This is a genomic window from Nostoc sp. DedVER02 (genome assembly GCF_034530675.2).
Taxonomy (GTDB): Bacteria; Cyanobacteriota; Cyanobacteriia; order Cyanobacteriales; family Nostocaceae; genus Nostoc.
On sequence record NZ_JAVRCP020000029.1, the window covers coordinates 24404 to 50110 of the forward strand.

25 protein-coding genes are annotated in these 25707 nt (G+C 40.1%); 11 read left to right on the top strand and 14 right to left on the bottom strand.

What is annotated here, in order from left to right; genetic code table 11:
- The first annotated feature begins 79 nt into the window (after positions 1 to 79).
- Positions 80 to 1138, top strand: coding sequence for a class I SAM-dependent methyltransferase (locus tag RMZ41_RS23705; protein WP_322642528.1), 1059 nt, complete (start codon positions 80 to 82; stop codon positions 1136 to 1138).
- Positions 1139 to 1715: 577 nt separating this feature from the next.
- On the opposite strand, the gene RMZ41_RS23710 is transcribed toward RMZ41_RS23705, so the two are convergent.
- The 5 genes from RMZ41_RS23710 to RMZ41_RS23730 form a co-directional block, all read right to left on the bottom strand.
- A complete protein-coding gene (locus RMZ41_RS23710; protein WP_322642527.1) occupies positions 1716 to 1838 on the bottom strand; it encodes a hypothetical protein in 123 nt (40 codons plus the stop codon).
- 13 nt (positions 1839 to 1851) lie between these two features.
- Complete coding sequence (gene patX, locus RMZ41_RS23715; RefSeq protein WP_322642526.1) at positions 1852 to 2079, bottom strand: heterocyst-inhibiting protein PatX; 228 nt, start codon at positions 2077 to 2079, stop codon at positions 1852 to 1854.
- Positions 2080 to 2186: 107 nt separating this feature from the next.
- The gene (locus RMZ41_RS23720; protein ID WP_322642525.1) at positions 2187 to 3971 is read right to left on the bottom strand and encodes an FAD-dependent oxidoreductase; all 1785 of its coding nucleotides are present in this window, start codon (positions 3969 to 3971) and stop codon (positions 2187 to 2189) included.
- Positions 3972 to 4194: 223 nt separating this feature from the next.
- Positions 4195 to 4812, bottom strand: a complete 618-nt coding sequence (locus tag RMZ41_RS23725; RefSeq protein ID WP_322642524.1) for a TenA family protein — start codon at positions 4810 to 4812, stop codon at positions 4195 to 4197.
- A 56-nt stretch (positions 4813 to 4868) separates the two neighbouring features.
- Positions 4869 to 5639: a pentapeptide repeat-containing protein gene (locus RMZ41_RS23730; protein ID WP_322642523.1), complete on the bottom strand. Its 771-nt coding sequence runs from the start codon at positions 5637 to 5639 to the stop codon at positions 4869 to 4871.
- A gap of 369 nt (positions 5640 to 6008) precedes the next feature.
- Here RMZ41_RS23730 and RMZ41_RS23735 point away from each other — a divergent pair, with 369 nt between their 5' ends.
- Both RMZ41_RS23735 and RMZ41_RS23740 read left to right on the top strand, forming a co-directional pair.
- Positions 6009 to 6275 (top strand): type II toxin-antitoxin system HicA family toxin, encoded by a 267-nt coding sequence (locus RMZ41_RS23735; RefSeq protein ID WP_322642522.1) that lies wholly within the window; start codon positions 6009 to 6011, stop codon positions 6273 to 6275.
- Positions 6262 to 6471 (top strand): type II toxin-antitoxin system HicB family antitoxin, encoded by a 210-nt coding sequence (locus RMZ41_RS23740; protein ID WP_409875851.1) that lies wholly within the window; start codon positions 6262 to 6264, stop codon positions 6469 to 6471. The genes RMZ41_RS23735 and RMZ41_RS23740 overlap by 14 nt, the downstream gene beginning before the upstream one ends.
- A 164-nt stretch (positions 6472 to 6635) precedes the next feature.
- Here RMZ41_RS23740 and RMZ41_RS23745 read toward each other — a convergent pair whose 3' ends face one another.
- The 3 genes from RMZ41_RS23745 to RMZ41_RS23755 form a co-directional block, all read right to left on the bottom strand.
- Entirely contained in the window at positions 6636 to 7454 is an 819-nt protein-coding gene (locus RMZ41_RS23745) for a hypothetical protein (protein ID WP_322642521.1), read from the bottom strand.
- Between the two features lie 28 nt (positions 7455 to 7482).
- Entirely contained in the window at positions 7483 to 8316 is an 834-nt protein-coding gene (locus RMZ41_RS23750; protein WP_322642520.1) for a toll/interleukin-1 receptor domain-containing protein, read from the bottom strand.
- A gap of 230 nt (positions 8317 to 8546) precedes the next feature.
- Positions 8547 to 9611 (bottom strand): L-histidine N(alpha)-methyltransferase, encoded by a 1065-nt coding sequence (locus RMZ41_RS23755; protein ID WP_322642519.1) that lies wholly within the window; start codon positions 9609 to 9611, stop codon positions 8547 to 8549.
- 205 nt (positions 9612 to 9816) lie between these two features.
- On the opposite strand from RMZ41_RS23755, the gene RMZ41_RS23760 reads away from it, so the two are divergent.
- The 4 genes from RMZ41_RS23760 to RMZ41_RS23775 all read left to right on the top strand — a co-directional run bounded on the left by RMZ41_RS23760 (position 9817) and on the right by RMZ41_RS23775 (position 14591).
- The gene (locus RMZ41_RS23760) at positions 9817 to 11610 is read left to right on the top strand and encodes an ABC transporter ATP-binding protein (RefSeq protein ID WP_322642518.1); all 1794 of its coding nucleotides are present in this window, start codon (positions 9817 to 9819) and stop codon (positions 11608 to 11610) included.
- Positions 11611 to 11848: 238 nt separating this feature from the next.
- On the top strand, positions 11849 to 13645 hold the full coding sequence (locus RMZ41_RS23765) for an ABC transporter ATP-binding protein (RefSeq protein ID WP_322642517.1): 1797 nt from the start codon (positions 11849 to 11851) through the stop codon (positions 13643 to 13645).
- Between the two features lie 139 nt (positions 13646 to 13784).
- Positions 13785 to 14039 (top strand): TIGR03643 family protein, encoded by a 255-nt coding sequence (locus RMZ41_RS23770; RefSeq protein ID WP_322642516.1) that lies wholly within the window; start codon positions 13785 to 13787, stop codon positions 14037 to 14039.
- Between the two features lie 15 nt (positions 14040 to 14054).
- The gene (locus tag RMZ41_RS23775; RefSeq protein WP_322642515.1) at positions 14055 to 14591 is read left to right on the top strand and encodes a dihydrofolate reductase family protein; all 537 of its coding nucleotides are present in this window, start codon (positions 14055 to 14057) and stop codon (positions 14589 to 14591) included.
- Between the two features lie 119 nt (positions 14592 to 14710).
- Here RMZ41_RS23775 and trxA read toward each other — a convergent pair whose 3' ends face one another.
- Together trxA and RMZ41_RS23785 are read right to left on the bottom strand one after the other, a co-directional pair.
- Complete coding sequence (gene trxA / locus RMZ41_RS23780; RefSeq protein ID WP_322642514.1) at positions 14711 to 15058, bottom strand: thioredoxin; 348 nt, start codon at positions 15056 to 15058, stop codon at positions 14711 to 14713.
- 165 nt (positions 15059 to 15223) lie between these two features.
- A complete protein-coding gene (locus RMZ41_RS23785; RefSeq protein WP_322642513.1) occupies positions 15224 to 15541 on the bottom strand; it encodes a hypothetical protein in 318 nt (105 codons plus the stop codon).
- A gap of 369 nt (positions 15542 to 15910) precedes the next feature.
- Here RMZ41_RS23785 and RMZ41_RS23790 point away from each other — a divergent pair, with 369 nt between their 5' ends.
- Positions 15911 to 16120, top strand: a complete 210-nt coding sequence (locus RMZ41_RS23790; RefSeq protein ID WP_322642512.1) for a hypothetical protein — start codon at positions 15911 to 15913, stop codon at positions 16118 to 16120.
- A gap of 271 nt (positions 16121 to 16391) precedes the next feature.
- On the opposite strand, the gene RMZ41_RS23795 is transcribed toward RMZ41_RS23790, so the two are convergent.
- Positions 16392 to 16718, bottom strand: coding sequence for a hypothetical protein (locus tag RMZ41_RS23795; protein ID WP_322642511.1), 327 nt, complete (start codon positions 16716 to 16718; stop codon positions 16392 to 16394).
- A 645-nt stretch (positions 16719 to 17363) separates the two neighbouring features.
- Between RMZ41_RS23795 and RMZ41_RS23800 the strand changes: the two genes are divergently transcribed.
- Positions 17364 to 17657 carry a hypothetical protein gene (locus RMZ41_RS23800; protein ID WP_322642510.1) on the top strand — a complete coding sequence of 98 codons (294 nt, stop codon included), beginning with the start codon at positions 17364 to 17366 and terminating at the stop codon, positions 17655 to 17657.
- A 197-nt stretch (positions 17658 to 17854) separates the two neighbouring features.
- Positions 17855 to 19525: an ABC transporter ATP-binding protein gene (locus RMZ41_RS23805; RefSeq protein ID WP_322642509.1), complete on the top strand. Its 1671-nt coding sequence runs from the start codon at positions 17855 to 17857 to the stop codon at positions 19523 to 19525.
- Between the two features lie 77 nt (positions 19526 to 19602).
- Here RMZ41_RS23805 and RMZ41_RS23810 read toward each other — a convergent pair whose 3' ends face one another.
- The 3 genes from RMZ41_RS23810 to RMZ41_RS23820 form a co-directional block, all read right to left on the bottom strand.
- Positions 19603 to 20265 carry an acetoacetate decarboxylase family protein gene (locus RMZ41_RS23810; protein ID WP_322642508.1) on the bottom strand — a complete coding sequence of 221 codons (663 nt, stop codon included), beginning with the start codon at positions 20263 to 20265 and terminating at the stop codon, positions 19603 to 19605.
- A 165-nt stretch (positions 20266 to 20430) separates the two neighbouring features.
- Positions 20431 to 22335 carry a molecular chaperone DnaK gene (gene dnaK / locus RMZ41_RS23815; protein WP_322642507.1) on the bottom strand — a complete coding sequence of 635 codons (1905 nt, stop codon included), beginning with the start codon at positions 22333 to 22335 and terminating at the stop codon, positions 20431 to 20433.
- Positions 22336 to 22761: 426 nt separating this feature from the next.
- Positions 22762 to 23580 (bottom strand): SDR family oxidoreductase, encoded by an 819-nt coding sequence (locus tag RMZ41_RS23820; protein WP_322642506.1) that lies wholly within the window; start codon positions 23578 to 23580, stop codon positions 22762 to 22764.
- A gap of 217 nt (positions 23581 to 23797) precedes the next feature.
- Here RMZ41_RS23820 and RMZ41_RS23825 point away from each other — a divergent pair, with 217 nt between their 5' ends.
- Positions 23798 to 25480, top strand: a complete 1683-nt coding sequence (locus tag RMZ41_RS23825) for an ATP-binding protein (protein WP_322642505.1) — start codon at positions 23798 to 23800, stop codon at positions 25478 to 25480.
- The last annotated feature ends 227 nt before the right edge of the window (positions 25481 to 25707 follow it).

Here is a 25707-nt window from a genome sequence, read left to right on the forward strand (position 1 = left end):
CCTCTTTTGACCTCCGACAGGAGATAATTTTTTCGTTACAATAGTTTACATAGAAGTAATCAAAACTTAAGCTATTTTTATGCCTGAGAGTTTAACTAAGCTGACTTATCAAACCTTTCAGCAGGGCAAAAATTACTTTGGTCTGGCTCACAAAATATTAAGTTCACAGTTGAGGAACCTAGTGTATCCGACACTTGAACAAAAGACCAAACCCATCCCAAATGAGATTTTAGTCAAGCTTCAACAGAGATTGAACCAGTTGCTGGAGACAGACTGGCAAGATGCCCAAAAAGGTGTCTACCCAGAAAGTTTATTGTTTGATAACCCCTGGCAAGACTTTTTTTCCTACTATCCTTTGGTGTGGCTAGATTTTCCTCAAATCTGGGAACGGGTTAGACAACAGAATTACCAAGATTTTTCGCCCGAAATTGACACAGATGGTTATCCCAGTTACTACTTGCAGAACTTCCATCACCAAAGCAATGGCTATTTGAGTGACTTGTCAGCCAATTTATATGACTTACAAGTAGAAATTCTTTTTGGTGGGGCAGCTGATGCGATGCGGCGGCGAATTCTTGCTCCTCTCAAGGAAGGGCTGAAAGCAATTGATTCGGTTGCACCACGGCAAACCCGTATTTTGGATGTGGCTTGTGGAACTGGGCGGACTTTGAAGTTAATTCGAGCAGCACTACCTCAAGCATCTCTGTTTGGTACAGATTTGTCACCAGCTTATTTGCGGAAAGCAAATGAACTACTATCCCAAATTCCGGGAGAACTGCCGCAACTTTTACAAGGGAATGCCGAAGAGTTACCTTATGTAGATGACTATTTTCATGCTGTAACTTCTGTTTTTCTGTTCCATGAGTTACCAGCATCTGTACGTCAGACAGTGATTGAGCAATGCTTTCGGGTAACAAAACCAGGCGGAGTCTTTATTATCTGTGACTCAATTCAGTTGAGTGATTCACCTGAGTTGGAATATATGATGGACTCTTTCTCTGAAACTTTCCATGAACCCTATTACAAGCATTACACCACTGATGACTTGTTAGAACGTTTACAGAGAGTAGGCTTTGAGAATATTGAGATGCAAGTTCATTTTATGAGCAAGTATTTTATTGCTCATAAGCCAGCTTGAGATAATACCTCTCCATTGCCTTTTCTTTAAATAAACTTTACCTAAAAAGGACAGATACAAAATTTTGCATCTGTCCTTGAGTGTAGAATAATTAAGATGGGTGAGATGATCTGGCAGATCGATCTTAATATTTATTTCATCGAAAACCATCTATGAGAAGAAAAAACCAGGGTGCTAGAGTAGGACATAAATAGTAATATTTGTTGTCAAGTGCAATAAACCTATACTATTTATGCGAATCCATATCATAGATAAGCTCAAATGAAACGAAAAGGATTCTGTGCTTCGGTAAAGGGCGCTAAACACCCGTCAAAGCTAAGATCCATTAGTTGCTCATATAGAAACCAGTTACTCAATATATGAGAAAAAGTTTTAATTAGATGTGTTTTAGATTAACTGATAGCCTAAGTAACATCTATTTCTAGAACCGTTAAGGATTGAGATGCAGAACTTCTTAGGAATAGAAGCAACAGTTATGTAGCTTTTGAGGAGTGGTTAATGCTGTTGATCAAAGACCTTAATTTTGATTGCCAGAATTTAAACCAACTTATGATATACAAAGGTTGCAGTTGAAATACTAAGCGATCGCTGAAGATTTTCGTGTGTCAACTGTATATATATCTGCCAGAAAAGCTGTGTCACTGATGTTAGCACAACACTGTGTTTTCTGGTACTTTGCTTCCTTTGGAAAAAAAGCCATTACCCTACGGTAGTTAAAGCACAACATAGATATTTTTGAATTTTTGTGTCACTTCCCTACGCCCACTACCGCGATGACGTGGCGTATCATCTGAAGTTTGTTCAGATGTCGCCGAGAGCCACTGTTCCGAAGTAGACGTGGAAGGCAGCCCAATTGATAAGTTATTGACCATTGCTTGGCAGTTAAAAGCTAAGGGGCCGAATACCAGACTCGAAACTAAAAGTGAAATGGCAGCACGCATAGCAGGTGTCTATTTTGGAACTCTCCACTTCACTGATACTTAGCTTTTTGATTAATATCCGGACAATTTATCAAAAAGTATTCTGTTTTACTGAAAATAAACTCTTTTTATCCTCCGTTTAAATGTTCGACTAATAACCAGTTACCAGAGTGATTGTAATGACCCCACAATGTAACTAATTGTTCGTGGGGATAAGCGCGTAATTGCTCGTTGATATGCGATCGCAAAGTCACAAGCTGCCAATTTTGCCCTTGATATGCGGCTGGTGCTGTGACAGCAAATCTGTATTCCTCGTGTTCCAAGCGGGAGAAAATGCCTTTGAAACAGTTATTTTGCCGAATTAATGCCTTATCAAAAACAGAGTCAGGGTACTCATTTTCCGATGGACAAGGGCAATAACCACTATCTGGATAGGCTTGTGGGTTATTTAAGTAATACAGTTGCCAGTACAGCCAATCAGAACGATTGGGTGGAAGATTAAATAAAGGAATAACTGCTGTTTTTGAACGATTATCCTCTAATAAAGCTGTTTGCAGGGATTTAACAGGTAAATCCCTCGGCTGACAGTCTAGCTCAACACACATCGCCGCCGCCATACCTGCTGCTTGACCAATGCCCATAACCACAGGTTGTAATCTGGTAGCGCCATTGGCAATGTGGGAGACAGAAATGTTCTTTTCACAAACTAAGAAACCATCTGTTGTGACTGGGACTAGTGAACTGTAGGGAATTGTAAAAGGAGTCCCAGTCCACCGTCCCCCCCAAAAGATAGATTTTGGTTGCAGTGGGAATTGAACACCGGGATAATGATGGTCATTGGCGTAGTTACCAATTGCAATTGCATCACAAAACCTCGCATCATTAGATATAGATGCAACTCTACCTCTTGCGATCGGCAAAATATCCTGTTCGCGGACAGTAGTTAACCCTACTAAGCGGCGGCTTTCTCGGTAATAGGGATGCAGTGCGAAAGCTGTAGAGGCGTGAGGAAATACTTTTTCTGCTAAACCATAGCGGCGACCAAGCTGATTTTGGATAAAATGGGCAAAATTTTGGCTATGCCAGCGAGATTCTTGGATGAATTCACCTCTGGACACATCTGACTCTATCAGCCGCCCTACTCCTTGGCCGTAGTCATTGCCACAGATTGGCCAATTAATCATGAATCTGTCACCAGGCAAACGTCCATAATTCAAAAATGTCTCTGCTCCATAGCCATCCCAAGCACCTGTAAAGTGTGATGAATTATAGTTAGGGGCAGCCGGAATTTCTGGAGACATCGCATCACCAAAGTCTTGCATAATCACGACATGAGTGGGCGCTTGCACCGGATATTTCTTAGTGAAAGAGTTAAAACTCACTGGGGCGCTGGGTTCTCCCCATTCAGATTGCAATTCCCAACCCCAACGGTAAGGTATGTCAGCTAAAGCTAATAAATCTCCTAATTCTGTGCCGTCGAGAATTATTTTGGCTGTGACAGCAAAATCAGCAAAGCGCACACCAGTAATACAATCACCTTGACGGAATACTTCTATTGGCACTTGTCCAGAAATCCAGTGCAGATTTGGCAATTCCTGCACCCAATCTGCAAAAATCTCTGCCCCAATTTGAGGATCGTAACTAAAAAAGCTTACCCAACTGTTATCTAATCCTCCGGGTTGTCGTTGTCGCAATTCCTGCAAAAACGCACCCCATAATCCTGTTTGAAAAGCTTCTAATTCGTTACCATCGGGTACAGATACTCCAGCCGAAGTTAACATTCCCCCTAACCAAGAAAATTCACTCACCAGAATCGTTTTAGCTCCCCGTCGCGCCGCTTGGATAGCAGCCGCAGTCCCTCCGGTTCCACCACCGACAACTAAGACATCAGCTGTGTATGTCTGATTAGCCATTGCTTAATTTAGATATTCTCCTTAATTTTCCCGTAGGGGCAATTCATGTAGACGCAAAGCTGCTTCCCGCAGGGTATTGCCCCTACCGCATGTAGTTTTGCGTAAGTCCTAAAAATAGTCAAAATCTTTTCAATAAAAATGATAATCGCGGGTGAAGAGACAAGGTGTATATCTTCAGAAATTTGTCAAGGCTTTTTTTGAGCAGATGATAACAGCAGTTTTCCTACTCCCATACAGCCTGAAAAAAGTCGCGTTCGCAAAACATAGCATAACGATAGGTTGAATGCACCACAGAATTGCTAGTGGCATAATTGTCAACCAAAGTTTCTAATTGTTGTGCTAGTGGTTGAAATTCTGCGCTGCTGTAAGTGCGAATCCAATCTGCATATTGATGATTAGGAATACCATTACAAGCTAACTGTTCTCCCAAAAAGGCGTACAAACGCATACAGGGAGACATCGCCGCAGCAGTTAAACCCACATCTTGCCCCCAAGCAGTTGCTAATAAAAAATCGGTATAACGACGGGTGGCGGCTCCCGGTTTCACGGAGTTCAAATTGACTTCCCACTGAGAAGCATAGCTACTATGCAACCGCAGTTCTTCTAAAACTCCACTAGCTAAGTTATGAAATGTGGTGAAACCTAACCAATCTGGTGCTTTAGCTGCGGCGATGCTGTATGCACGGGCAAAAGCTTCTAAGAAAAAAGCATCTTGCCCTACGTAGTAAGCAAATTTCACCTGCTCAAGAGTACCATCACCAATGCCTTGAACGAAAGAATGCTCTAGACAAGCTTGAGCTAAGTCTTGATTTGCTGCCCATAATTCGTTAGATAGTGTCATTTGTTATTTGTCATTTGTCATTTGTCATTTGTTTTGTACTCTCGAAAAGGAAGCACTTAAAAGGGCAAGAATTGGAGCAAGAGTGAGCCAATATTTCCAAACAGGTCAACGAAATTGGGACTACCTGTTTTTACCTTTTCATTTACGGGTGTTTGCAGTTCTTTAATAAAAGCCTGTGCTGTTTGTGTTCCAGAGTTATTGTTCTGGGATGTAAACAATTTTTCAGCAACTTGGGCATCTTTTAATGCACCTTGTCTATCTAGTATTTGGTAACGGGCGATACCACGAGCTAAATAAGCACCTGCATATTCTGGTTTAATAGCGATCGCTTGATTAAAATAACTGATTGCTTGTTGTTGGTTGCCTTTTTGGCCTTCTGCTACACCCAAAGCATAAAATTCTTCTGGAGAAGCAATTTGTAATGGTATACCAACTGCACCTTGGAAGTTAGCACCATTTAGGTAAGCACCAGTCAATTCTGCATTTACTAGATAACTATTTCTCAAATCAGCACCCGCCAAATTTGCCCCACTAAATTTAGCTTCACTCAAGTTAACACCAAATAAACTAGCGCCACTCAAGTTTGCACCCCGCAAATCTGCACCACTCAAGTTTGCACGGCTGAGGTTAGCGCCTGTGAGATTAGCGCCGCTCAAATTGGCTCCAGATAAGTCAGCCATCACTAGACCTGCATTAATCAAATCACAGTTTTGACATTGTTTGGTTGCTAATAACTGTTTAATATGTTCAGAATTTGCTGCTTGTACGCTTGTTGTCAAACTAATCGTGGTTAAAAATACGGCTGCACCTAGAATTTGCTTCTTCATATTCGCGTAATATTTATTGCTCAGTAGTCAGCACTAACTGATATGGATTTATACTTCAGCTTATGATATTAGCAATCTCAACAATTTGACCTCTGTAGTTACCTCTATCACTTGTAAATTTGAGTATAGGGGTTATCCGTTAGGTTTAATACACCGTGTTTACCAGACTATAGCTTTTGGTGCGTCTGTGTGCGATCGCATCCAAGAAATAATCAAACTATCAATATCAAGCAAAATGATGCACTCCATGCTAGTCAAAACTTTGCAAAATATCGTTTCAAATAAGCAGTTGTAAGATCCATTTGCTCTTGTATGTCCTGATTTTAAATAAATATGAGACTATAGAAGCATTAAGACATTTAGAAAAACGTGAGTCAGCAAGACAAACTCTTAGAAAAAATTCTCTCTGGGACTTCTGATACAGATATCCCTTTCGCCCAACTGTGGCAACTCTTATATACACTAGGCTTTGATGAACGTATTCGTGGCGATCATCGCATTTTTGTCAAAGCCGATGTTGAGGAAATATTAAACCTGCAACATAAGAGAGGAAAAGCCAAAAGTTATCAAGTTAAACAGGTGCGTGCAGTAATTATAAAGTATAACTTAGGAAGTAAAAATAATGTTTCGCTATGAAATTATTCTCTACTGGAGTGAATTAGATCAAGCCTTTATTGCAGAAGTACCAGAATTATCAGGTTGTGCTGCTGATGGTAATACTTATCAAGAAGCTCTGCATAATGTAGAATTAGTTGTGCAGGAATGGATAGAAACAGCTAAGGATTTAGGGCGTTCAATTCCTCAACCTAGACCGCGTTTGATGTATATTTAATTGATACACAAACCAAATCAAACCGATTTTCTAACATCGTCAGAAATATTTGGACTTTGCATTCATAGAGCCGTACCATAACCTTTCCATTATCCAAAAGCTGACTATGATTACATTGAGTCATAATGTCGGTCAAGCGCTAGGCTGAACCCCTACTACTTCGGCTACTTCCTCTTAATTAAGATAATATCAGAAACCAATTTTGCATCTGGCCAATTATCAAGTTTTTGTCCCTTATTAAGTTTATTACTAGGCTTAATAAAGGCGCGAATTTCAAATTCAGTACCCGGTGGGGTATTGTTGTCTCCTACATAAATTTCTGTTTTAAATTCTCCGTCATTTATATTGGTAGGTTCTTGAACATAATAAGTAGAGTCAATCAAAGGTTTTACTACAATCCATATTGTTTTAGCATCTTGGACAGTTACCTTACCCTGAATTTGCTGTAATTTTTCAACGCATACATTATTAGGTAGATTAATTTTAATTTTTGTTGGTGAACTTAGGTTTTTAGAAGTTTTGTCAACAATATTTTGACAATTTAAGTTAGGGTAATTACCACTAATTTGCTTATATACTGGAAATCCTAGTACAGTTAATATAATTACAAAAATGATGCCACTAATCAGAAAAATATTTTTGCTTCTGAAAATAGGAATACACTCTAGAGTAGTAATTGGTCGATTACATCCGAGCTTTACTATAATTTTTTCTAAAAGAGGTGTATTTGCTGGATTTCGGAAAATAGGTAAAAGTTCTTTACAACAAAGATTACAAATAGCGTCGTTATTGCCTGTTTCATTTAGATAGTGAATTAACCTTATAAAAAAGTCTTGATCTGAAGTATTTTCTATAAAATTCAATCGCTTGTGATCGATTCCGATATTTATACATAGTGCTTTCCGTTCTCTTGATTGTTGGCTACGAAGCAACAATTCTACTAATGCGTCTATATCTAATTGTTCTAAAGAATCTGAACACATAAATATTTTATATTAATTTATATTAATTTTATATGTTATCATTCCACTGACAATTTATTTTTGATTTCATTTTTTCTAAATTAGCAGCGTACTTCCCTTTTTTAAATACAACTTCAATTTCCTTGCAAATTTTACAAAGAGCTTGCTTGTCATCTATGCTATGCAAATAGCTAATTAGCTCTAAAGCAAAGTCAGCATCCGTAGTTTGCCTTAAAAAGCTAAGTTGATTTGGTTCAATTCCAGACTTGATACACAATGCTTTTCGTGCAGAATATTCTGCACGCCCACTACGTATTAATAGTTCTGTAAGTATTTCTAGATCATTGGCATTTAGTTCTTGCTCGATTTTAATAACAGAAGAGGTAAGCTGTGAAATAGCTTGGGGAATTGGCTGTTGTTTTAGCTCCTCAACTGCTTTACGAATCCCTCTAGCAACATCTGCAAAAGCTTGATCGCTATTTCCCCAATTAGCCACAGGATCAGCATTTTTGGGCAAGGCTTGAAGCTTGCCAAACACTGCGCCCTTCCAATCAACTTCGCGGAGAACAACGGGAATAACGCAAGCTTCTCCAGTTGTGTGCCGTTCCATAGCGAGTGCTAGCTCAATGTCATAACAATAATCTGAAGCTAAGAAATCTGAACTAATGAGCAGCAGAATTACACGGGCTGTATTCAAGTGTGTATCAATTTCACCTGCCCATTCTTTTCCGGCAGTAATCTCTCGGTCATGCCAAGCTGTAATTACACCCTGCCTCTTCAAAATGCTAAGGTGTTTCACTAATTCGTTTTTGAGTTCTTCGTCTTTATGAGCGTAGGAGAAGAAAACTTCTATAGGCTCAGTGGGTGATATAAATGTAGGCATAATTTTTTATTGTAGTTGATTATACAAGTTGAAAAATTTTCTTACCCAACTGCAACATAAATCAACCTACAAAAGTAGAAATGGCGATTCCCGAAAAATGCTATTTAAGGAGTGAAGAGAAAGAGGCAGGAGAGAATACTTCTCCTCGCTCCAACTCAATGTCTATTACTCAAATGCAGGAAAAGTTGTTAACTATTTCTCCGTTTGCTTGCAAACTTTAATTGCAAGTATTAGTTAATAGCAACCCTACAAATTACCATGATATGTGATTTATATTTGTCAATACTATATTGAATAAGTTGCAATCCAGAACTTTCTAGTTCTTGCAAAAGTTGAGGGATTTCAAACTTATGATGTCGCCAAATAGTAATTTCTTCACCTTCAGAAATTTCAATACTTTTATCTATCCCCATTTGGTCGAAACTTATAGTGTAATCATGATGAAGTTTGATATTAGCAATTATACTATCGGTTTTTAAATCATACTTTCTCACCAATTCACAATCTTCAGATTTAATCCCAATTTTATTTTTAACCCATTCATATATTTCTTCTACATGATACTTGCATCCGCCCCTCACGTTTCCATCCCATGTAGAGTTGGAACCAATTTCATTAGTAAACACTAGGTAATCGTTTTTTCCCATACTATCTCTAAAGTTTTTGAATACCTTGTGTCTATTTTGATGGTTCCCAATAGTAACACCTAAATGGAAAAATATTTTTGCTGTATTATCAATTTCAATATCGGCTTTATTTTGAAATAAAGTAATTGGTACAGAATGATTTTCTATGTCAATTGTAGAACTAATAAACTCGATTAAAGGAAACCATTTTTTTAAATTGTTTTGGGATACATTAAGCAATTCTTCACTTATGTCTAAAGCTATATATTTATTTACTTTCTTCAACTTATTAAGTCTGTAAATAAACTTTTTGACAGGATATGAATTACCTGCACCAACGTCTACAATAGTAATTTTTCTGCCAGGTTCAATATTGCTATTAAAGTAGTTGAAATTCTCATTCAAAAGGTCAATTTCAATATTTGATGTTCGATACCATCTAGGAATAACATATTTTCGATAAAAATTGTCCCAGATTTTTGCGCCTCTGCCTTTATAAGAATACTTTAGAGGTATTTCTCTTTTGACTTCTAGTGCATGAATTACCTCTACAATTTCTTCTTCAGAAAAAATAGAGTAGAACTCAGAACTTGGCTTTGCTGTGCGATTGATAGCAGTTGACATATTATCTGAGGGAAGTTGAGAATTATTATGAAAAATTTGAGCCATTATTCTTGTTCTTTGATTTTCTTCGGTATTCAAATGGATTAGCCGTAATGCTTGCCGAATAAGTATTTTCCCATGCCGTTGTCAAAAAATTGAACCAAAATTTGGATTTGTCACCACAATATAGATTCCACATTCCCTACTGAGCAATTGGTTTTTTACAATCAAAGTGCGAGATAATTTTTCAAAGATACAGGGGTGCATTTCAGTGGTTCAGCAACCAAAACTCCAGGAAACTTCCTCGATACAACCAATGCAGCGTGTGCTTAAAAGTTTAAGCACTTACCGATGGACAACGCTTGGAGCATTGGTCAGCTTGTTGATGTTGACGATCGCAAATGCTGTTACCCCACAACTATTTAGGTGGGGAATCGATCAAGGCATCATCAAACAAAACCTCCAAATTGTGCTGTATAGCGCCGCCTGGATGGTACTTGCTGCGATCGCTCGTGGTGTATTTAACTTTGGACAAAGCTATTTGGCAGAAGCAGCATCTCAAGGTGTCGCTTATGACCTGCGGAACAAGATTTTTAGCAAAATTCAAAATCTCAGTTTCAGCTATCATGACCAAGCGCAGACTTCCCAACTGTTAACCCGTGTCACCAGCGATATTGAGCAGATCCGTACCTTTGTGGGTACTAGCCTGATTCAGGTCATTGGTGGGGTTGTCACATTGGTGACTATTGCGGTAGTTTTGCTGGTGATGAACTGGGAACTAGCACTAATTACCCTAACGGTAGTGCCCCTTGCTGCATGGTTGATGGCAAGATTTGTCAGTCGGAATAACAAACTTTTTCGGCAAGTACAAGAGCAACTGAGCAACCTCAATGCAGTATTGCAAGAGAACTTGCTCGGAATTCGGGTAGTGAAAGCCTTTGTTAGGGAATCAGCCGAAAGGTCGCGGTACACCACCCTAAATGATGGTCTAGTTAGGGCAAACATGAAAACCATTAACGCCATCCATAATACCTTCCCGTTTATCTTTTTGCTGAGTAATTTGGTGACACTGGCAGTTTTTGGCTACGGGGGAGCGCAGGTAATTGGGCGTAGGTTCTCCATAGGCGAATTGGTGGCGTTTAACTCCTACCTAGCGTTGATTCTCCAACCTATTTTGTTGATTGGATTTGCAGCACCGGCGATCGCTCAATCAGCCGCTTCTGCCGAACGAGTCTATGAAGTTGTAGATGCAGAAATTGAAATCCGCGATCGCCCCGGTGCTGTTCCCTTTGACTCCTGCGTTGGTAGAATCACCTTTGAAAATGTTTCCTTTCGCTATCCGGGAGCCAGTACTGAAACTCTCAAAGAAGTTTCCTTTGAAACCAAGCCCAAAGAACTAATCGCCGTTTTAGGGATGACTGGTTCCGGGAAAAGCACAATCATGAACTTGCTTGCCCGCTTTTATGATGTCACCGGGGGAGCAGTTCGCATTGACGGACGAGATGTAAAAGATTTCACACTTAAAAGCCTGCGATCGCGAATTGGGATTGTATTTCAAGAAACCACTCTTTTCTCTGGCACAATCCGGGAAAACATTGCCTACGCAAAACCTGATGCAACCCTAGAGGAAGTAATTGAGGTTGCAAAAACTGCACAAATGCACGATTTTATTATCGGTTTACCCGATGGCTACGAGACGATTGTGGGTGAACGGGGCGTAGGCTTATCTGGTGGACAAAAACAAAGAATTGCGATCGCTCGAACCTTACTAACCGATTACAGCATTCTGATTTTGGACGATAGCACCTCAGCCGTGGATGCCGCCACTGCTGCCCATATTCAAGCCGAACTAGATGGCTTAATGCGCCAAAAAGCTTGTACAACTTTTGTCGTAGCTCAACGTATTAGCACCGTTAAGAATGCCGATCGCATTTTTCTTGTGGATAAAGGTCGATTGGTAGCCCAAGGCACTCACGAGGAATTAATGCAAACCAGCCCCCTCTACGGGGCAATTTTAGAATCTCAGGTAAAGGCGAAAGAAAAAAATGATACAAAACTAACATAAATAATATTGCTTAACGATTTTAGGACTAGCCCTTTCAAGATGATTCGTAAAGTCTCTTATTTTTCTCAGCGTTCTCTGTGACTCTGCGGTTTAAAAGTAATTTTATTAACCACAGAGGCACAGAGGACACAGAGTAAAGAGCTTAAAGAGGAATTTATTAGCCGAAATTTTTACCCACCTTGAAAAGGCTAGTCCTAGATTTTTATAAAAACCTTGTAATCCAAAATCTAAAATTGCTATGACAAGCACAGTTCCCGTTGTTGCATCTGAGCAGTCGAGTAAGCAATCCACCCTGCGGCGCTTTTTGCAATACGTACTACTTTATCGCAAAGAAATTCCCATTGCCTTGACATTAGTATTTATTGGTGCTGTAACCCAAGCAATAGGCCCGTTTTTCCTCGGTTGGTCGATCGATCGCCTAATTGCCCAAGGGAATTTGCAAGGACTCCTAATGTTATTAGGGCTACTAGCGCTAAATTACGGACTTGGAATTTTGGCAACCAGGGGTCAAATTATTCGAGTCGGCTGGATTATGCAGCGATTGCTGGCTCAACTAAGGCAAGATATTTTTCTCAAAATTCAAAGTCTGCCCCTCAGCTTTTTCGATCGCAGCGAAGCGGGCGATTTAATGAGCCGCCTACTGAATGATGTCAACACCGTAAATCAAGCTTTTGGACTGACGATCGCCCAAATGCTGGGCAACGTTTTCAGTTTGATTGGTATAGTCATTGCCATGCTAGCCATCAACCTCGAACTAGGGTTGTTAAGTAATTTGGTTGTGCCATTGATGATTTTGACCACAAGCTTGTTTGCGCGTTGGGCAAGAGCCAGGTTTCGCGTTACCCGACAGACCATTGGCGAACTTTCCGCCAAGTTGGAAGAAGATATTGGCAGCGTCCGAGAAGCGCAGGCATTTAATCGGGTACAGACGAACATCGCACAATTCGACGTTCTTAACGCCGCAAATCGTGATGCCAACGTTGAAGCTGTGGCAATTACTTCGGCCTTTTTGCCCTCCATCGATTTTCTCAACACACTTGCAACCGCAGGAGTGCTGGCTTATGGAGGTTATCTCGCCGTCACTGGGGCTGCAACAGTGGGTGTGGTGACATCCTTTTTACTTTACGTCCAGCAGTTCTTCCGCCCTATCCAGATTCTCAGCCAGTTTTACACCCAAGCTCAATCTGCCTTCGCCGGATTAGAGCGAATCTTTTTATTACTAGATGAACCATCGGAACTCAAAGATGCACCCGATGCGACAGAAATGCCGCCCATTCAGGGGGAAGTGAAATTTGAGAATGTCAAGTTTGGCTACAACCCGGATCAATTGGTTCTCAAAGGGGTGAATTTGCACGCCTATCCAGGGCAGATGATTGCATTAGTCGGGCCGACCGGTTCGGGAAAAAGCACAATTATTAACTTGATTTTGCGCTTCTATGATGTCTCTGGTGGTGCAGTGAAAATTGATGATATTGATGTGCGTAGTGTTACTCAAGCAAGTTTGCGCCGTCAAATTGGCATCGTCCTGCAAGACAATATTCTGTTTACTGGCACCGTTGCTGAAAACATTGCCTTTGGCGTTCCCTATGCTACCCAAGCTGACATTGAAGAGGCTGCACAACTGGCAAATGTACATGAGTTCATTACCTCACTACCACAAGGCTATACAACCCAATTGGGTGAACGGGGAGCGCCCCTGAGTCAGGGACAGCGACAACTAATCAGTATTGCCCGTGCAGTGTTAATTAACCCGCGAATTCTGATTCTTGATGAAGCCACCAGCAGCATTGACACGCGCACAGAAGTACTAGTACAAACTGCGATCGCCCGTTTACTACAAGGTCGTACCAGTTTTGTAATTGCTCACCGTCTCAGTACAGTTACTCAAGCAGATCAGGTATTAGTAATTCAGCAGGGAGAAATTTTAGAGCAAGGTACTCACGCCGAACTCATTGAGCGCCAAGGTGTATATGCAAACCTCTATAGTTTACAACTAGGTACAGCAGACACAACGGTTCTTCAAAACGAAAACTAAAATATATATAGCACTCCTAAATCATTTGTGAGATTTTGGGATTCTCCTTTCCTTGGCGTACTTGGCGGTTCGTCCTTATTCCATTTCTCACAATTCAGATAGGATTGCTATAACCCAAATTTACCAATTGTCAGAAAAAATGAAGCTACCTAACCTCGATTCAGAAAGCATCGATCGCATCATTGAGATGGCATGGGAAGATAGAACATCTTTTGATGCGATTGAAGCTCAGTTTGGACTGCTAGAGAAACAGGTAATTGCCCTAATGAGGCGCGAAATGAAAGAATCTAGTTTCAAGATGTGGCGAGAGCGAGTTACCAAACGCAATACAAAACATTTATCGAAGCGAGAATTTATTGCAGGTCGGTTCAAATCGCACAATCAAAAAACGTAACTAATTGAAAGTAAAATGACAAAAGTTACACTCTATATTGCAGCTAGTTTGGATGGTTATATTGCTCGCAGCGATGGCGGAATTGATTGGCTATCAATCCTTGATATAGAAGGTGAAGACTACGGTTATGGTGATTTCTACGAATCAATTGATGCTATTGTTTTAGGCAGCAATACTTATGAAGTAGGGCTTGGTTTTGATGAATGGCCTTATCCAGGGAAGAAATCATTTGTTTTCACTAAACGGAATTTCCAATCTGATCGCAAGGACGTTGTATTTGTTTCTGATACAGTAAAGAATGCCCTAGCAAATATAGAGGCTGAAGGTTTTGAAAATATCTGGTTAGTTGGTGGCGGAGCATTAATCAATTCGTTTCTCCAGCACAGCTTAATTGACGAATATATTATTTCAACGATTCCAACTATCTTAGGTAGCGGTATACAGCTTTTCCCACCGCCTACCCCTGAAGAAAAATTGGAGTTGATTAACTCAAAACAATATTCTAGTGGTTTACTGCAATCACATTATCGGCGAAAAATGTATAATTCATAATTATGCTTCAAGTGGTGAAAAGTCCGATGTTCAAAAGCTCTGGAAATTTAAACACCACTTGAAACATCAATGCCGTTATTAGGCATTGCGTAAAAACCCTTTTTAATTACGAATTAAGTTTAAACAGCCTCAAGAAGCTTCTGAACAGCTTCGCTAAACTGTTCATAAGGAGAAACGCCCACGATAGTTTCTGCTAAATTACCATCTTTGAAAATTAAAACTGCTGGAATACTGCGAAGACCGAATCTTTTGAAAACAGGCTTATTCCTGTCAACGTCTACCTTCACCACTTTAGCGCGGCCTTTGTATTCCTCGGCAAGTTGCTCCATTAACGGACTGACCAGCCGACAGGGGCCACACCAAGTAGCAGTAAAATCAACAACAACAACTTTCTCTTCACTTCCATTTAAAACAACATCAAATTCATTTCCTTCAACATAAGCAACTATCTCAGTATTAGCAGACATTTTTTAATTCCTTAGTATCAAAATAAAATTGCAGCAAAAACCTAACTATACAAACTATACCTCCTTCTGTCTGTCAGATTCATCAGCCACTTATATGAAAAAATCTCCGCAACTAAGCAAAAGTCAGTCGCGGAGATTTAATAATTTTACATAAACCCCACATCTTCAAGATGTAGAAGCATCATCTCGATCGAAAAGTTCTAACAAACCAATAGTGCCTACAAAAAAAGTATAAGTAGCATATTGTATTGGCATCTTTTTTCTTGAAGATGCATAAAAAGCTGCTATAATAGCTTCGATAAAATGGCAAGTCATAGCAAAACGCTCAATCCAAAAAATGGGATTGAGGCTGCTTGGTACATTACTATTATTTATTACCGCATAAATATTCCACGATTCTAATCCAATCGCGCTGGTTATAAGTACTGTAGATATAATTTTTACAAAGATAAAAATTTTTGACTTTATAAACTTTAAATTCATGCCGTTCATCAAAAAAGATTAAAAATATATACAATAATCGGTAAATTAACAGATAGATAACTTTATAGTCAACCAATTTTATATCATGAATTCCATTTTTAGAAAAGCCTCTAAAAATATGGACATGGTGTACTAAGTCTGCCATACCCGCGAACACCATGAGTCTTCAGGGACTTCCATCCAAAAAAATTCCATCTTAGGGTAGCACATCTGTGTAACCTGCAAACGTACAAATAATTTAGGACAATTTATTTTTCGCAAGTCCCTCAAGATTAAATCACCAAATATCTAAAAACTGATAAAAGTGTGGAATAATACACTGGTAATAAATTTAATTGCCCTTTAGAGATTGATAAAAAATGTAACGCTATGATTGCTCAACATTACAACTCAATTCATGTTGAAAACACCTTGCTTCAACAAATCCAAATTAAAGAGAATCAGTTAAAGATTGCACAAGAATCTAATATGATCCATGTAGTAGAAGCACTACAGAGTCAATTATTAAAATTACAGTCTCAATTGTCAGAACCGCAAGATGTTGAAGTTCAAGCTTTGATGAGTTTGCTAGACGATTAAACTTGTAAATTTTTGTTGCAAAACTTATTCAAAACACAAAAGCTCTGTTCATAAAAAGCAGAGCATAATAATTGAAATCCCTGAGAAGACATTTAGCTGCTATAGCTTAAGAAATAGCAGTAGAAAAAGTAGCGATAGCAGCATAATGGTTCTTACTTAGATAAGATACAGAACTCAGGTTTGATTTTTTAAAAAACTCAATACAACTTTCCTGTTGCTTGCATATCGCACTTGCGCTGCACTTTACGCACCAAACAAATCAATTTATAAATCAAAGCGGACTGCTAGATTCAGGCTTTTGCTGAGTAGGTGGTCTTTTAATTTGCTGTACAAAATCAATCTTCAGAACAGGTTTAATTGGTGATAGTTGCCTTTGCCTAAGAATTTGAATTTCTCTCTCAATCGATTCTTTTCCTTGTCTAAAAAAATCTTGAGAATTATATGGAACTAAGCCACGGGATAAACTTTGAGCTTGTGCCGGAGTCAAACTAGGAACAGATTGTTGAGCATTGGCGGAAGTTTGTACAGCCAGTAAAAAAGCTGTTGAAATCAGTAAGGGTTTGATTTTTATACATCTAGTTAATATCAGGTTTAACATGATTGATATATCCTTTGTGTAAATGTTGTTTCAAACCATATTCTGTTGGTCTTACTATAAACAAAATACACTTATTGCCTTGCTAATTACCTCCTACAAATGGATGAATTAATTAGTTAAACTAACTTGTAAATATCTAGAACTGGCCGATTTAATCCAATATGTTGAAGAAGAATTCAGAAGTCAGAATCTAGGAGTCAGAATTAAGACACTCGCGGACTAGAAGAGGCTGCGCTATCCGCTTTTTCGGTCAAAATTCATATCTGTTTTCTGGCTCCTGACTACTGAATTCTGTTCGGTAAACAGAAAACAACCCTGCTAAGTTGAGTCGTACCCTTGGGAATAATACTATTTAGGGAATGCTGTCGATGCACCTCAGTGATAATGCTGTGTAGTAGATGCTTCTTGTCTGTAGTACACAATACGAAATTATAAAATTACATTTTATACAGGTAGTATTTCCAAAACTCAGACGATTATCAACGAAGCTATTGGCTTAAGATAATCCTTAGAGAGTTTATACTTGCTAATTGTTAAATTATGTTTATATAATTTACACTAAATTATATCAGTATTTTAACTGTTGTCTTACCTGTTAATACTTACTTAATATGTAGCACAATCTTTTTAATTCTCTTAGCCATTGTGAAATCTCTTCTACAGACTTACTTAGAACAAGAAATCTGGATACTAGTACGAGAAAAGTGGTATTTCGCCACAATTATTGGAATTTGGGATGATTTGTTGTGGTTTAAACATAGAACTTACAACAAAGATACAGAGGAAGATACTCTCTGGGAAATGGTTGTCAAAATTAGTGAAGTAGTTGCTGTTGATAAAGTTAAGTCTGTTATTAGTAGAAAACCAGACGTGCTGATTTCAAGGTTATTAGAAACTGACCAAAGCACAACCGATCGTAATCAAGATCATGAATATTAATTAGTTTAATAGTAAAAATACTTGCTTGTCTCTTAGCATTAACTGAGAAAACTTGAGACAAGCGGTATAAATTACTATCATAAAAGATCGGCTAAGGCAAGAAATATATTTGCAGAATGGAGATTTAATATTAATCTGATAGACTATCTTAAATTTAAAATTATAAAAACTGGTAGCCCAGGGCTTGATAACTAAGTATGAGTGAAGCCTTATTCTGTATCGAAAATCTGCGAGTTGCCTATCCTCAACGGAGTGGAGAAGAGGCAAGCTGGGCGGTTGATGATGTATCTTTCACCTTGCAACCAGGTGAAAGAATGGGATTGGTGGGAGAGTCGGGTTGTGGCAAGTCAACTATAGGAAGGGCAGTAATGCGTTTACTACCAGCTTCTAGTCGGATTGAGGGACGGGTGACATTTCAAGGACAGTCGGTGTTTGACTTGATGCCCAACCAGTTGCGTAAATTTCGAGGAGAGGCGATCGCCTTAATTTTTCAAGATCCTATGACACGCCTCGATCCGTTGATGACGATTGGTAAACATTGCATCGAAACCCTTCAGGCGCACTCACCAGAATTATCAACACGGGAAGCCAAAAAAAAAGCACTTGCTACCTTAGCAAAAGTGAATATTCCACCTAGTCGCTGGAATCAGTATCCCCACGAATTTAGCGGTGGAATGCGTCAACGGGTAGCGATCGCTTTAGCTTTACTCCTCAACCCCAAATTGATTGTTGCCGATGAACCCACCACCAGCTTAGATGTCACCGTTTCCGCGCAGATATTGCAAGAATTAACTCGCCTGTGCAGTGAAGAAAACATGGGATTGTTGCTAATTTCTCACGATTTAGCAATGGTGGCTGAGTATTGCGATCGCATTGGCGTGATGTACCACGGCAAAATGGTGGAAATGGGTTCTACAGAAAGCGTATTTAGGCAACCTCAACATGAATACACGCGATCGCTCTTAAAAGCAGCTTTACACATTCAAGCAGTAACTGATGATGGAGAACTGATAATTGCTAATGACTCAGAAAAGCAATTGCCGATTATTAATGATAAATCCCCAATTTTAAGTATTACTGAACTCAAACAACACTACACTATAGAACCTAACTTTATCGAACGGCTGCTTAACACCCAAACCCAGACCATTAAAGCAGTAGATGGTATTAACTTGGATCTCTATCCCGGAGAAATTCTCGGCTTAGTCGGGGAATCAGGTTGTGGTAAAAGTACACTATCACGAACAATTTTGCAACTAATTCGCCCTACCAGTGGCAAAGTTGAGTTTTTAGGACAAGATTTAACTACACTGTCGCGTCAAGAAATTCGCTCCTCACGGCGACAAATTCAAATGGTTTTTCAAGATCCCCATGCTTGTCTCAATCCAGCGATGACGGTGGGACAAAGTATTGCCGATCCTTTATTTATACACAATCTAGCCGATCCCGTTAAGGCAAAAGAACAAGTTTTTTGGATGCTAGAGAAAGTTGGATTAACACCGCCAGAAGTTTATTATGAGCGTTATCCATCAGATTTATCTGGGGGACAACAGCAAAGAGTTGCGATCGCTCGTGCTTTGATTACTCACCCCAAACTTTTGATCTGCGATGAACCAGTGAGTATGTTAGATGCTAGCGTGCAGTCGCAAGTGCTGGATTTGATGTTGCAATTAAAAGAAGAGTTTGAGTTAACTTATCTGTTCATCACCCACGATCTTTGGTTAGCTCGATTTTTGTGCGATCGTATTGCCGTGATGAATGGCGGTAAAATTGTCGAACTCGGTCTGACAAAAAATATTTTTGCTAATCCTCTGCACCCTTATACCAAAACCTTATTAGCTGCTGCCCCCTTACTAGCACGCGCTTAACTAATAAATGAAAATGATCACAAAGACGCGATAAATCGCCGTCTCTACAATAAGCAGTGTTTTGTAGAGACGGCGATTCATCGCGTCTCTTGCCTTAACCTAAAATCCAAAATTGATTGACCTACAACTTCTGGCCCATCAACCCGCAAACTCATCTGCTCACAACGCCCAGTTAACCAAGGCTGACCTAAACCTATTCCAGAAAAAGGACTTTCGGCGGGGATTTCTAACTGAGAACCAATCAAACCCAATACAGCCTCAAATTCAGCAGGGAATATCAGCAAATCAGCACCCTTGACGCTGAAACTAGAGACACTTAACCCCTGTCTCCATGCCAAGCTTTGCCGATTATATTTAAGACTGCACAACTCCTGGTTTCCCTGACGTACAGTAACGCACTCTCCTCGATCCCAGGTAAACTCAGCTAATTCCTTTGGTAGTCCCCAAATTTCTCGACCGCCAGCCACCGAATCAGCATTATCTACATAAATGTGAGAAATCCAACCACCAATTTTTTTCTGGTAATTAACCAAAGCTGGAACAACAATTAACTCACTGTATTCCAGTACTGAGCCTGACCCGTAATTAGATAAATATACGCTAGCTAGGGTTTTACCAGGCCATACAGAAATAATTTCTAATTCTAAGGGAATCAAAGGACGCACTCGGTCAATATTTACCAAATGCAGAGTTTGAATAGCGTAGCCTTGAAGTGTCCAAGGTGCTTGTGGATATGGCATAAAGGAGTTAATAGTGAGGAGCAAAAAATAAATTAAAATCAAGAGCTAGCAATATTACTTTTACTCATAACTCATAACTCCTAAAAAAAAATCCCCACCCAGGCGTTTGCTTGGATGGGTAATATGAGGGGGGATAAAATAATCATCCCGAAAGAAGTAAGAAAATTATTTACTCTCTGTAAAATCAGCGTCAATTACATCGTCGCCGCTACCAGAACTAGAGGTGGAACCACCATCTTGAGGTTCAGCACCAGGTGCAGCACCGGCACCAGCTTGTTGATAGATATTGCTACCAACCGCGAATAGAGCTTGTTGCAATTCTGGGGTGAGCTTTTTGATTTGCTCATCGTCTTCTTTAGCAACTGCTTCCCGCAGTTCTTTCACTAAACCTTCGACTTTGGTTTTGTCAGCATCGGGAACTTTATCGCCCAATTCTTGTAGCTGCTTTTCAGCTTGATATGCTAAAGAGTCGGCTTGGTTCTTACGTTCAATCTTCTCACGCTTTTCTTTATCAGATGAAGCGTTCTGTTCAGCTTCTCTTACCATCCGGTCAACATCAGATTTATCCAGAGTGGAAGCGCCGGTTATGCTGATGGACTGTTCTTTACCAGTACCTTTGTCCTTAGCGGTAACGTTAAGGATACCGTTAGCGTCAATATCAAACACCACTTCAATTTGAGGAACGCCACGTGGTGCAGGAGGAATACCATCTAGACGGAAGGTTCCCAAACTCTTGTTGTCGTTAGAAAATTCGCGTTCACCTTGAAGGACGTGAATTTCTACGTTGGTTTGACCATCCACTGCGGTGGAGAAGACTTCCGATTTCTTAGTGGGGATTGTCGTGTTGCGGGGGATAATTTTGGTCATCACGCCGCCCAATGTTTCAACACCCAAAGAAAGTGGTGATACATCTAAGAGTAAGATGCCAGTAACTTCATTATTCAGTACACCTGCTTGAATAGCTGCACCAATCGCTACAACTTCATCAGGGTTAACGCTTTGGTTAGGGTCTTTACCCAATACCTGCTTCACAATCTGCTGGACTGCGGGAATCCGGGTGGAACCACCAACTAGTACCACTTCATCAATATCGCTTTTGCTTAACTTGGCATCCCGGAGAGCGTTTTCTACAGGGATACGGCAACGGTCGATTAAGTCAGAACAAAGTTCTTCAAATGTGGCGCGAGTCAGAGTTGTATCCAGGTGCTTGGGCCCATCCTGGGTAGCAGTGATAAATGGTAAGTTGATTTCTGCTTGGCTGACACTAGAAAGCTCAATTTTGGCTTTTTCTGCGGCTTCAGTCAGACGTTGTAAAGCTTGTTTGTCTTTCCGCAGGTCAATGCCTTCGGCTTTCTTGAACTTTTCAGCTAAAAAGTCAACTATTTTTTTATCAAAGTCGTCACCACCAAGGTGTGTATCCCCAGATGTGGCTAGTACTTCAAAAACTCCATCTCCTACTTCCAGCACAGATACGTCGAAGGTACCACCACCAAGGTCAAATACGAGGATGGTTTCGTTACTCTTCTTGTCAAACCCATAAGCTAGAGAAGCAGCAGTCGGCTCGTTGATAATCCGCAGAACTTCAATCCCAGCAATTTTACCAGCGTCTTTTGTCGCTTGCCGTTGAGAGTCGTTAAAGTACGCGGGAACGGTGATTACAGCTTGGCTTACAGTTTCACCAAGGTATTTGCTAGCATCTTCAACTAGTTTGCGAAGAACCTTTGCAGAAATTTCTTCAGGAGCAAAAGGTTTACCAGCTATCGGACAATCTAATTTGACATTGCCGTTGCTGCTGAGAACTTTGTAAGAAACTTCAGTTGCTTCGTTACCCACTTCATCGTAGCGGCGACCGATAAAGCGTTTGACTGAGTAAAACGTATTTTCGGGGTTCATCACCGCTTGGCGTTTGGCGATTTGGCCAACCAAGTTGTCGCCATTTTTCGCAAATGCCACTACTGATGGCGTTGTCCGAAAACCTTCAGCATTAGCAATTACTGTGGGTTTACCACCTTCCATTACTGCCACGCAGGAGTTCGTTGTTCCTAAGTCAATTCCAACTACTTTTGCCATTTTAGGTGCTGGCTCCGTATAACTACAAATGAATGAATGAGAATATAAAGGACTAAATTTTGAACCAACAGGTCAATAAATCAGCCAATTCAGCATGAGTACCTTTGATTTGGCTTTCCTGGGATTAAAACTCCAGATTATGCTGATATATATACTGAAGCTTAGGGGTAGCCAGTCCATGAAGGGTGGTTTCCCGAACCTTGCTTAGGACGGTTAGACTAACTAAATAGTTTTTTTAGTTGGTTCATGGATTGATTTGCCTTCACTCTGTCTAATGTATGAGAATTAATACTTTCAGTAATTAGGGTGAACCGTAACATCAGAGTGGTGTTTGCCGTCTTTAGAGGTAAAGTACTGAGGATTGGGGATTGTGGATTGTGGATTGGGAATTGGGAATTGGATAAAATATGACTCAGCACTGAGGAGTTACTTAGGTCTAGAGAAAAGAGTTTCCCAATCAATTACAGGTGGTCTTTGTCCTTGGTTGATTATTTCAAAAATTTTCTGGGAACTACTTGGCTGAAAAAGGCATTCTACGCAAGCGTTTGCTACATCAATCCGGCTGGTATCACCTGAAAGTGTATCCCCTGTGGCTACGACTACACCGTATTTTCCATCGGTTTTTGCCTTTAGCAGTGTATTGAGGTCGTATGAGGTATATGGCCCGTCAATCAAGCGTCCTGGGCGGATAATGGTGTAGGGTAATCCTGAATTAATTATGGATTCCTCGCCTTTTTGTTTGGCATCCAAGACACCAAAAGCGTTAAGAATACTGAAAGGAAACTGATCTTTGCGGAGAATTCCACAGGAAGAGACAAAAACGAATCGCTTCAAATTCTGGGGTGCTGCTGTAACTAGGTTGCTGACACCTTGGGCATCTACTTTGGCTGGACTATTCTTTGCTTTTGCTTCGCTAGATTTGGGGTTAAGGAAAGTGATTCCCCATTCAAGCAAGTTCGGGGTTTGGTCAAATTCCCATCGCGTAGAGGGAAAGGCGGTGGTTCCAGTACAGCAGATTATGTGGGTGACATTTTGCGTTGCGGCTGGGAGTGTACCTGGCTGACGGATGTCACCAACGGCAATTTCCGTTCTTTGGTTAAACATTTCTTCGGCTTTGGCAGCATTGCGTGTCAGAACGCGAACTTTCAAACCCTTTTCTAGGAGTTTCCCTACTACCAGTTGCCCCACTCCACCAGTAGCACCAGCAACTAGTACTAAATCTTCAGCTGAATCAAAAGAAGTCATAAATTGCCTTTGAGATGGTCTATTGTTAATCTACTCAAAAAATGCGATCGCGTAGCCTCTCCCAAAGAAGTATCGCCAAGATAGACCTAGATGAAAAATTTGGCTAATAGCTGTTGATTCTGTAGGTTTCAGGCTGAAAAATGGGAATTTTAAAATCAGGGCAAACTCCCAAAACTAAATCATCACAGTAGCCAGCACTTGAGGTTGAGAGTAACGAATGAAAATTAGTCAGAAATTAACTTCGGGTATTCTAGGAATGGCTACTCTCTCAGTAATGATTGGTGCAATGAGTGCTTATCAACAAGTGAAGATAGCTAAGTATCTTGCTCAACAAGAAGCTGAAGAAGTTGCTGGTCTATTGGGATATTTCGTTAGCCATGAGTTTGAATACCACGAAATGCGATCGCGCGAGGAAATGCTAGCCCAGTTACAAGAGCATATTCAATCGCTACACAAGCAACGTCAGCGCGATCTGGAGATTGTAGACCGCAATAAAATCATTCTGGCGGATGTAGTTACAGAAGATATCGGTACGCGATTAAATCGCGATCGCAACAATGAAGTTGGTAAAACTATTCAAGATGGTATAACCAGAACTTATGTTGAAGCCAGTCCTGAGTATCCACAAGGAATTCAATTGCTTGCTGTTCCTTTTAAAAATAATAAGGGTGAAACAATTGGTGCAGTCATTCTGGAATATACACCCCTTTATGAAGCAGCATTAGTAACAGCCGAAAAAAATATTGTTTTCACCTCATTCATTTGTTTGGCATCTGGCATAGTGGCGCTATCGGCAGGCTATTTGATCTCTAAAAGTATCTCAAAACCGATTAAGCAACTCCAGCAAGCTGTGTTACATCTGGCTGAGGGGAAGCTGGATACCAGAGTTTATATTCGCTCTCAGGATGAAATAGGCGATTTAGCTAACTCATTCAACAAAATGGCGGACGATCTTCAACATTCAAGAGATGAGTTGGTCAATGCTAACGAACAATTACGAGACGAAATTAGCGATCGCCAGCAGGCAGAAGCAGAACTTCAGCAAGCTTTGAAAGAACTGCAAAAAACCCAAATCCAATTAATTCAATCGGAAAAGATGTCGAGCCTTGGTCAACTAGTGGCGGGAGTTGCCCATGAAATCAACAATCCGGTTAACTTTATCTACGGCAACCTCGAATACACTGATGATTACACTCAACAGATGTTGCTGTTAATTAAGCTTTATCAAAAACATTACCCCTATCCAGAGCCAGAAATTCAAAATGCTAAAGAAGTGAGCGATATTGAGTATGTAATAGAAGATTTGCCTAAGATGCTAACCTCAATGAAAATGGGGGCTAAACGCATCCGAGAAATTGTTCTCAGTCTACGAATTTTCTCGCGCTTGGATGAAGCTGAGTTCAAAACTGCTGATTTGCATGAAGGAATCGAAAGTACTCTGTTAATTTTGCAACACCGACTCAAGACACAAAATAATCATCCTCAAATTCAAGTGGTCAAAGAGTATAGCGAAATCCCTAAAATTCAGTGTTTTGCGGGGCAAATGAATCAAGTATTTATGAACCTCTTGACAAATGCAATCGATGCTTTAGAAGAGGCTTTCCAAAAAGAACTTTGTCCAAATCCCTTAATTCGCATTTCTTCGGAACAGCTAAATGAAAATGTTGTGATTCGGATTGCTGATAATGGAGTGGGAATTCCCAAAGAAATCCAATCGCGTTTATTTGACCCTTTTTTCACTACGAAAGCAGTTGGTAAGGGGACTGGTATGGGATTATCGATTAGTTACCAGATAATTACTGAAAAGCATGGTGGATCTTTGGAATGTATTTCATCACCGGGACAGGGTGCAGAGTTTGTGATTGCAATCCCGATTCGAGCAGGGAAATCAGCACAATGAAGAAAGAGGGAAAGGGGAAAGGGGAAAGGGTAAAGGGAACCAGTGACTTAAAAGCAGGGGTTTCAAATATGGACACTGTTTTTTATTGCACTACGTGTCTGAAAAATCTTCTTTTAATATTTTCCATATTTAAAAATACTTGCTCTATACGGTGTGGGAAAAGTTTTACTCTTTTTTTCCTTTACCCCTTCCCCCTTCCCCTTTACCCCTTCCCCTTTACCCCTTCC

Coding starts and splice junctions, on each gene's coding strand:
- RMZ41_RS23705 (WP_322642528.1), top strand. CDS start 80: ATGCCTGAGAGTTTAACTAAGCTGACTTATCAAACCTTTCAGCAGGGC.
- RMZ41_RS23710 (WP_322642527.1), bottom strand. CDS start 1,838: ATGGCTTTTTTTCCAAAGGAAGCAAAGTACCAGAAAACACAGTGTTGT.
- patX (WP_322642526.1), bottom strand. CDS start 2,079: ATGCGTGCTGCCATTTCACTTTTAGTTTCGAGTCTGGTATTCGGCCCC.
- RMZ41_RS23720 (WP_322642525.1), bottom strand. CDS start 3,971: ATGGCTAATCAGACATACACAGCTGATGTCTTAGTTGTCGGTGGTGGA.
- RMZ41_RS23725 (WP_322642524.1), bottom strand. CDS start 4,812: ATGACACTATCTAACGAATTATGGGCAGCAAATCAAGACTTAGCTCAA.
- RMZ41_RS23730 (WP_322642523.1), bottom strand. CDS start 5,639: ATGAAGAAGCAAATTCTAGGTGCAGCCGTATTTTTAACCACGATTAGT.
- RMZ41_RS23740 (WP_409875851.1), top strand. CDS start 6,262: ATGTTTCGCTATGAAATTATTCTCTACTGGAGTGAATTAGATCAAGCC.
- RMZ41_RS23745 (WP_322642521.1), bottom strand. CDS start 7,454: ATGTGTTCAGATTCTTTAGAACAATTAGATATAGACGCATTAGTAGAA.
- RMZ41_RS23750 (WP_322642520.1), bottom strand. CDS start 8,316: ATGCCTACATTTATATCACCCACTGAGCCTATAGAAGTTTTCTTCTCC.
- RMZ41_RS23755 (WP_322642519.1), bottom strand. CDS start 9,611: ATGGCTCAAATTTTTCATAATAATTCTCAACTTCCCTCAGATAATATG.
- RMZ41_RS23765 (WP_322642517.1), top strand. CDS start 11,849: ATGACAAGCACAGTTCCCGTTGTTGCATCTGAGCAGTCGAGTAAGCAA.
- RMZ41_RS23770 (WP_322642516.1), top strand. CDS start 13,785: ATGAAGCTACCTAACCTCGATTCAGAAAGCATCGATCGCATCATTGAG.
- RMZ41_RS23775 (WP_322642515.1), top strand. CDS start 14,055: ATGACAAAAGTTACACTCTATATTGCAGCTAGTTTGGATGGTTATATT.
- trxA (WP_322642514.1), bottom strand. CDS start 15,058: ATGTCTGCTAATACTGAGATAGTTGCTTATGTTGAAGGAAATGAATTT.
- RMZ41_RS23785 (WP_322642513.1), bottom strand. CDS start 15,541: ATGAATTTAAAGTTTATAAAGTCAAAAATTTTTATCTTTGTAAAAATT.
- RMZ41_RS23790 (WP_322642512.1), top strand. CDS start 15,911: ATGATTGCTCAACATTACAACTCAATTCATGTTGAAAACACCTTGCTT.
- RMZ41_RS23795 (WP_322642511.1), bottom strand. CDS start 16,718: ATGTTAAACCTGATATTAACTAGATGTATAAAAATCAAACCCTTACTG.
- RMZ41_RS23805 (WP_322642509.1), top strand. CDS start 17,855: ATGAGTGAAGCCTTATTCTGTATCGAAAATCTGCGAGTTGCCTATCCT.
- RMZ41_RS23810 (WP_322642508.1), bottom strand. CDS start 20,265: ATGCCATATCCACAAGCACCTTGGACACTTCAAGGCTACGCTATTCAA.
- dnaK (WP_322642507.1), bottom strand. CDS start 22,335: ATGGCAAAAGTAGTTGGAATTGACTTAGGAACAACGAACTCCTGCGTG.
- RMZ41_RS23820 (WP_322642506.1), bottom strand. CDS start 23,580: ATGACTTCTTTTGATTCAGCTGAAGATTTAGTACTAGTTGCTGGTGCT.
- RMZ41_RS23825 (WP_322642505.1), top strand. CDS start 23,798: ATGAAAATTAGTCAGAAATTAACTTCGGGTATTCTAGGAATGGCTACT.